The following is a 6,857-nucleotide window of genomic DNA, read 5'->3' as shown; positions in this document are numbered from 1 at the left end:
CAGCTGGTCCTTCGGCGTGGTGAGCTCTTCCTTGCGGGTGCCCGATTTGAGCACGTCGATTGCGGGGAAGATGCGTTTGTCGGCGACCTTGCGGTCCAGCACGATTTCCGAGTTACCCGTGCCCTTGAACTCCTCGAAGATGACCTCGTCCATGCGCGAGCCGGTGTCGATCAGGGCAGTGGCGATGATGGTCAGGGAGCCGCCCTGCTCCACATTCCGCGCCGCGCCGAAGAAGCGTTTCGGCCGCTGCAGGGCGTTGGCGTCGACGCCGCCGGTCAGCACCTTGCCCGAGGACGGCACCACGGTGTTGTAGGCCCGGCCCAGGCGGGTGACGGAGTCCAGCAGGATGACCACGTCGCGCTTGTGTTCGACCAGGCGCTTGGCCTTCTCGATGACCATTTCGGCCACCTGCACGTGGCGGGTGGCCGGTTCGTCGAAGGTCGACGCGATGACCTCGCCGCGCACGGTGCGCTGCATGTCGGTCACTTCTTCCGGCCGCTCGTCGATCAGCAGGACGATGAGATAGATTTCCGGGTGGTTGGCCTCGATGGACTTGGCGATGTTCTGCAGCATCACCGTCTTGCCGACCCGCGGCGGGGCGACGATCAGGCAGCGCTGGCCCTTGCCCAGGGGGGCGACAATGTCGATCACCCGGCCGGAACGGTCCTTCAGGGTCGGGTCGTCGATCTCCATCCGCAGGCGCTCTTCGGGATAGAGCGGGGTCAGATTGTCGAAGTGGACCTTGTGACGGACGTTTTCCGGGTCTTCGAAATTGATCTGGTCAACCTTGACCAGGGCGAAATAGCGCTCGCCTTCCCGGGGGGCGCGGATGGCGCCGACCACGGAGTCGCCGGTGCGCAGACCGAACTTCCGGATCTGTGAGGGGCTCACATAGATGTCGTCCGGGCCAGGGAGATAGTTGGCCTCGGGGCTGCGCAGGAAGCCGAAGCCGTCAGGCAGCACCTCCATGGTGCCGGAGCCTGAAATCTCCACGCCTTCTTCGGCGAGGGTTTTCAGGATGCCGAACATCATGTCCTGCTTGCGCATCGAGTTGGCGTTCTCGATGTCCATCTGCTCGGCGAAGGCCAGCAGATCGGAGGAGGACTTCTCCTTCAACTCCTGCAGCGACATCTTGGTCAGGCCCATGGCGGCGATCGCCTGAGAGGCCAGGGACGGCTCGTCTTCGGCGTCCATGCCGGCGTCGTCGTCGGTCTGGGAGTCCAGGACTTCGTTTTGGGTGTCTTCGCTCATCGGGGTCTTTGAAAGCTCTGAGAGGGGATGTGTCGGGCCGCGCACCGCCGGACGGACTCCGGGCGGGCGGGGACGAGAGGTGGGGCGCCAACTCTGCGGCGCCGTTTATGTTGTCTCGAGGGCCGGGCCGTCGGCGTGAAACGCGCGGCGCCGGAAAAGGCGGGCGCGGGATATTTCCCGCGTGTGCCTAGGCAAAACCACAGGCGGGGGGCAGAGGTCAAGGGCCGTCTCAACCCATCTGGGGTCAGCGGGCGCCAAATTCCAGGGTGACGGCCAGCACCGCGACGATGGCGATCAGAAACGGGATCTCATTGGTGGCCCGCCAGAACTTGGCGCTGCGGGGGCGTTCGCCCGCCGCAATCTTCTTTCGCGCCCCGGCCAGCATGCCGTGCCAGCCCGACAGGAAGGTCACCAGGGCGAGCTTGAGAACGATCCAGGGCTGCAGCAGGAAGGCCCAGCCCTGACCCATGGCGTAGACATGATAGAGGATCAGGCTGATCCCGAAGATCCAGGTGATCACCATCGAAGGATTGATGATGATCCGTAGGAGCTTGGCTTCCCAGACCTTGAAGTGGGCGTCGAACTCGCTGCCCGGCGGCGCGGTCTCGGTGTGATAGGCGTAGAGCCTGGGCAGGTACATCATGCCCGCCATCCAGGCGATCACGGCGATGATGTGCAGGCCCCGAAGCAGATCATACCAGTTCATGCCGCCCTCCCCCTCTTGCAGGCGCATTTCCCATAGGCGGCGGGACAGGTCCAGCCGCCGGCCGGCGCCACGTCGGCCCCGCTGTCCAGGGCGTCAAGCACCATGGCCTTCAGCCCGTCGATGAAGTCTGGCGTCACCCCCAGGGCCGGAACCCGCAGATAGGGGGCGCAGCCGATCTCGTGGGCGATCTCGGCATATTCGTGATCCAGCTCCACCAGGGTCTCCACATGTTCGGAGACAAAGGCGATGGGGGTCAGCAGCACGCCCCGATCATCGGCCTTGGCCTGGCGGATGGCGTCCTCGGTGGATGGCCCGATCCAGGCCAGCGGCCCCACCTTGCTCTGGTAGCAGACCTGCCAGTCCGTCAGGTCCGGCAGCAGGGCCGCCACCGCCGCGGCCGTGGCCTCCACCTGGGCCTGATAGGGATCGCCGTCCTTGATGACCTTTTCCGGCAGGCCGTGCGCCGAAAACAAAAGGCGAACATTGTCAGGCCGACCCGCCGCCTCCCAGGTCTGGCGGATCTTGTCCGCATGGGCGGCGACCAGTTGGCCTTGCGTCGGATAGCAGCACACCGCCCGGGAGACGCCGGGTCCCCGATAGACCTTGGCCCAGTCTTTCAGGGACGAGGCCGAGGTGGTGGTGGAAAACTGCGGATAGAGCGGCAGCAGGACGATCTCGTCCGGCGCAAAGGCCGCCACCTCCGCCGCCGTCGCCTTGGCCCTGGGGTTCCAGTAGCGCATGGCGATGAAGATGCGGGTCTCAAGCTCTGGCGCTGCGGTGGAGAGCGCCGCCTCCAGGGCCTGGGCTTGCGCCGTCGTTTCCGGCAGCAGGGGCGAGCCGCCCCCCATGATGGCGTAGTTGGCCTGGGCGCTCTTCTTGCGGGTGGCGGAGATCAGGGCGGCCAGGGCGTACCGGGCCGGGGCCGGCAGACCGATGATGGCCGGGTCGCGGAACAGGTTGAAGAGGAAGGGCTGGACGGAGTCCGGGCCATCGGGGCCGCCCAGATTGAACAGGACGACCGCAAGCTTCTTCTTCATCTAGGTCCCCGTCACGCGGCGGACCGCGCGTTCGATATGCTCCACCGGCGTGTCCGGCAGAACGCCATGGCCGAGGTTGAAGATATAGGGACCCTGGCCCCATTGTTCGATCAGGGCGTCGATGCGGGCGTCCATGGCCGGGCCGCCGGCCCGCAGCAGCAGATTGTCGAGAGCCCCCTGGATCGCCTTCCCGCCGGCCTGGATCCTCTGGCCCTGGGCGGCGCTGGCCTGGGTGTCGAGGGCCACGGCCTGCACCGGAACCTTGGCGGCGTAGTTGTCCACCAGGGCGCCAGCGCCGCGGGGAAAGCCAATGAAGGGGGTGTCGATCCCGGCGGCGCGGACCTTTTCGATGATCGCCGCGTGGGGGCGAATGACGATCCGCTCGAAGACGTCCTCGGCCAGGCCCTCGGCCCAGCTCTCGAACAGCTTCAGCGCCTGGGCGCCGGCCTTGGCCTGCATCACCAGGTAGCGGGCGGTGGACTCCACCAGGATGTCCAGCAGACGGTCCAGGTCCTCCGGGTTCTGATAGGCATAGGTCCGGGCGCCCGAACGGTCCGACCCCCGGCCTTCGATCATATAGGTGGCCACGGTCCAGGGGGCGCCAGCGAACCCGATCAAAGCCCGCTCCGGCTCAAGTTCCGCCCGCACCCGGGTCAGGGTTTCCCCGATCTCGGAAAGTCTTCCGGTCGAGGCTTCGATCTCGGCCTCCATGGCCGAAAGCGCTGGCAGTTCGCCGAGCCTTGGCCCCTCGCCGGTCTCGAACCAAACCTTCTGACCGAGCGCCTTGGGCAGCAGCAGGATGTCGGCGAAGACGATGGCCGCATCCAATGGAAACCGCCGCATGGGCTGCAGGGTCGCCTCGGCCGCCATCTGCGGATTGTGGCAAAATGCGATGAAGTCCGGGGCCTTGGTGCGCAGCTCGCGATATTCCGGCAGGGACCGGCCCGCCTGGCGCATGAACCAGACCGGCGGACGCTCGAGGGTTTCGCCGGCCAGGGCGCGAAGGAGGCGGGGCTTTGCAGTGTCGCTCATGCCAAGCCTTAAAGCCGTTCAGGACGTCCTGCTCAAGTGCCCAGGCGGGACTGGCCCGCAGAGTTCTCCTCAGGGACCCGCCCTCTTCCTGAAAGATAGAGTCTGTTTGAGAAGAAGAAGCGGTAGGGCCGGTCAGACCCGGGGATAAGCCCCTATGGCCAAGGTCATACCGACCTTCCCCACAGTTTCTGCGCCCCTTGTCCCAAACCTCCGGCCGATCCTGTGAGTCGTGGGCATAACGCCTGGCGGGGCCGCCAAACCTTAACAATTTCTTAACGCCCGTCCGACGGCGCCCTGAGGATGACCGGCCGCAGTCAGGGCGGGCTGTGTTTACCTTTGGTTAAGGTTTTCCCGGGCGGATGATCCTGTGCGCCAAAATGGGCCAACGGCCCGGCTTTTCCCGCCCTCTGTCGGACCGGCCTTTGTCGTCGGTATAATTCGCCGCCTATCCCCAAGCCTGTGCGCCTCAGCTAAGAGACTTATCGACTCCCTCGTCCCCAAGAGCATTTTGTCGCAGGCCGCCGCCCCGGTATGACCCACCCGCGCATCGCCACCTATTTCCACCTGCACCTGGTGTCGGACTCCACCGGGGAGACGCTGAACGCCATGGCCCGCGCGGTCTGCGCGCGGTTCGACGACGTCCTGCCCATCGAGCACATCTATGCCCTCGTCCGGTCCCAGCGGCAGCTGGACCGCGCCATGGCCGATATCGAATCGGCGCCGGGCCTGGTGATCCACACCATTGTCGACGCGGAGCTGCGCGCGGCCCTGGAAGAGGGCTGCCGCCGTCTGGAGATCGCCTGTATCGCCGCCCTGGACCCCCTGGTTTCTGCGGTGTCGCGCTATCTTGGCCTGACCACCTCGACCCGGGTCGGCGCCCAGCACGCCCTGGACCACGACTATTTCAACCGCATGGACGCCCTGAACTACGCCATCGGGCATGACGATGGTCAGGGCGGCCAGGATCTGGAACAGGCCGATGTGGTCCTGGTGGGGGTGTCGCGCACCTCAAAGACGCCCACCTGCATCTATCTGGCCCACCGGGGGGTGCGGGCGGCCAATGTGCCGCTGGTGCCTTCGCAGGCCATTCCGGACAAACTGCTGCAGCTGAAGAACACCCTGGTGGTGGGCCTGACCATCTCCCCCGACCGGCTGATCCAGATCCGTCGCAACCGCCTGCTCAGCCTGAAGGAAAACCGCACCTCGGCCTATATCGATGTGGATACGGTCCGCGACGAGATCGTCATGGCCCGCAGGCTCTATGAACGCCAGGGCTGGCCGGTGATCGATGTCACTCGCCGTTCGGTGGAAGAGACCGCCGCCGCGGTGATGAACCTGCTGACCTCTGGCCGCCAGGTGGACATACTGGGATGACCCCGATCATCCTTGCCTCCCAGAGCGCGGCCCGCAGCCAGATCCTGTCCGGCGCGGGGATCATGTTCGACAAGACCGTATCCGGTGTCGACGAAGACCTGGTGAAGGCGCGCATCCTGGCTGAGGGGGGTGGCCCGAAGGCCGTCGCCCTGGCCCTGGCCGAGCTCAAGGCCCTGGCGGTTTCCGATCGCCTGCCGGGTCTGGTGGTGGGCGCCGACCAGACCCTGGAATTTGAGGGCCACCTCCACGACAAGGCGGCCGATCTCGGTGAGGCCCGAACCCGCCTGCTGGCCCTGAGAGGCAAGCCGCACTTCCTGCACGCCGCCGTGGCCCTGGCGAAGGACGGCGAGGTCCTGTGGTCGGAGACCGCCAGCGCCACCCTGGTCATGCGCGACTTTTCCGAGGACTTCCTTGACGCCTATCTCGCCGAGGAAGGGCAAGTCCTTCTGGGCTCTGTAGGGTGCTACCGTCTCGAAGGCCCGGGGGTTCAGCTCTTCTCCGCGATTGAGGGGGACTATTTCGCCATACTGGGCCTGCCGATGATGGGCCTGCTCGATCAGTTGCGGCGGCACGGGGGCCTGATTCCATGAGCTCGAGCCTCACCGGCGCGGGCCTGGTCGCCGGCGTGGTCGGGGCGCCGGTTCGTCACTCCCTGAGCCCGATCATCCACAACGCCTGGATCGCCGCGGCCGGCCTCGACGCCGTCTATGTCCCTTTCAGCCCGTCGGAGGCCGGGTTCGCCGCCCTGGTGACCGGCTTTCGGGGAGGCGCCATCCGGGGCCTGAACGTCACCCTCCCCTTCAAGGAGGAGGCCCTGGCCCTGGCTGATACGCCAAGCGCGGCCGCCCAGGCCGCCGGGGCGGCCAATCTGCTGCTGTTCGAAACCGATGGCGGGATCATCGCCGACAATACCGACGGGGCAGGCCTGCTGGCCGCCTTCGCCAGCCAGGCGCCGGGGTTTGATCCCACGGCGGCGCCGGTGGTCATACTGGGGGCCGGCGGGGCGGCCCGCGGCGCCGCGGCGGCCTTTCTGGCGGCGGGCGCGCCGGAGGTCCGTATTCTCAACCGCACTGTCGCCCGGGCCGAAACCATCGCCCTTAGCCTTGGCGGACGGGTGGCGGCGCTCGGGCTGGACGCCGCCGAACAGGCCTTCGCCGGGGCCGGCGCGGTGATCAACGCCACCTCGGCCGGCCTGACCGGCCAGGGGGCGCTGGAGGTTCCCATCGCCGCCACCCCAGCCAGCTGCGTGGTGATGGACATGGTCTATAAGCCGCTACAGACCCCCTTCCTGGCCCAGGCTGAGGCGGAGGGCCGTCGAACGGTTGATGGTCTGGCCATGCTGATCGGTCAGGCCGTTCCCTCCTTCACCGCCTTCTTCGGGGTTCGGCCGCCGGCGGGGGTGGACGTCCGCGCCTTGGCGCTGAAGACTCTGGGATTGAACGAGAGGATCTGAGGCC

7 protein-coding genes are annotated in these 6,857 nt (G+C 66.7%); 3 read left to right on the top strand and 4 right to left on the bottom strand.

The genetic code is table 11. The features are described from left to right. From rho to hemE, 4 genes are all read right to left on the bottom strand, one after another. Nucleotides 1–1,251, bottom strand: a 1,251-nt coding sequence (gene rho, locus Q7V15_RS14990) for a transcription termination factor Rho (protein ID WP_304756554.1), incomplete at its 3' end; no start/stop codon positions are given. Between the two features lie 244 nt (nt 1,252–1,495). After that, nucleotides 1,496–1,957, bottom strand: a complete 462-nt coding sequence (locus Q7V15_RS14985) for a CopD family protein (protein WP_304756553.1) — start codon at nt 1,955–1,957, stop codon at nt 1,496–1,498. Continuing rightward, nucleotides 1,954–2,994, bottom strand: a complete 1,041-nt coding sequence (gene hemH / locus Q7V15_RS14980; protein WP_304756552.1) for a ferrochelatase — start codon at nt 2,992–2,994, stop codon at nt 1,954–1,956. Before hemH ends, Q7V15_RS14985 begins: the two co-directional genes overlap by 4 nt. After that, the gene (gene hemE / locus Q7V15_RS14975; protein WP_304756551.1) at nt 2,995–4,026 is read right to left on the bottom strand and encodes a uroporphyrinogen decarboxylase; all 1,032 of its coding nucleotides are present in this window, start codon (nt 4,024–4,026) and stop codon (nt 2,995–2,997) included. A gap of 531 nt (nt 4,027–4,557) precedes the next feature. Here hemE and Q7V15_RS14970 point away from each other — a divergent pair. Genes Q7V15_RS14970 through aroE form a run of 3 tightly spaced genes read left to right on the top strand, consistent with a single transcriptional unit; the run spans nt 4,558 to nt 6,853 of the window. Next, on the top strand, nt 4,558–5,400 hold the full coding sequence (locus Q7V15_RS14970) for a pyruvate, water dikinase regulatory protein (protein WP_304756550.1): 843 nt from the start codon (nt 4,558–4,560) through the stop codon (nt 5,398–5,400). Then, nucleotides 5,397–5,990, top strand: a complete 594-nt coding sequence (locus Q7V15_RS14965; protein ID WP_304756549.1) for a Maf family protein — start codon at nt 5,397–5,399, stop codon at nt 5,988–5,990. Before Q7V15_RS14970 ends, Q7V15_RS14965 begins: the two co-directional genes overlap by 4 nt. Then, a complete protein-coding gene (gene aroE, locus Q7V15_RS14960) occupies nt 5,987–6,853 on the top strand; it encodes a shikimate dehydrogenase (RefSeq protein ID WP_304756548.1) in 867 nt (288 codons plus the stop codon). Before Q7V15_RS14965 ends, aroE begins: the two co-directional genes overlap by 4 nt. Nucleotides 6,854–6,857 lie beyond the last annotated feature (4 nt).

It is taken from the genome of Phenylobacterium sp. (assembly GCF_030651755.1).
Taxonomy (GTDB): Bacteria; Pseudomonadota; Alphaproteobacteria; order Caulobacterales; family Caulobacteraceae; genus Phenylobacterium.
Note: the sequence above shows the minus strand (reverse complement) of the source record. Positions and strands in the feature narration are given on the sequence as shown.

Excerpts from the sequence above, each read along its gene's own strand:
- aroE (WP_304756548.1), top strand. The coding sequence starts at position 5,987 with ATGAGCTCGAGCCTCACCGGCGCGGGCCTGGTCGCCGGCGTGGTCGGG.
- Q7V15_RS14965 (WP_304756549.1), top strand. The coding sequence starts at position 5,397 with ATGACCCCGATCATCCTTGCCTCCCAGAGCGCGGCCCGCAGCCAGATC.
- hemE (WP_304756551.1), bottom strand. The coding sequence starts at position 4,026 with ATGAGCGACACTGCAAAGCCCCGCCTCCTTCGCGCCCTGGCCGGCGAA.
- hemH (WP_304756552.1), bottom strand. The coding sequence starts at position 2,994 with ATGAAGAAGAAGCTTGCGGTCGTCCTGTTCAATCTGGGCGGCCCCGAT.
- Q7V15_RS14970 (WP_304756550.1), top strand. The coding sequence starts at position 4,558 with ATGACCCACCCGCGCATCGCCACCTATTTCCACCTGCACCTGGTGTCG.
- Q7V15_RS14985 (WP_304756553.1), bottom strand. The coding sequence starts at position 1,957 with ATGAACTGGTATGATCTGCTTCGGGGCCTGCACATCATCGCCGTGATC.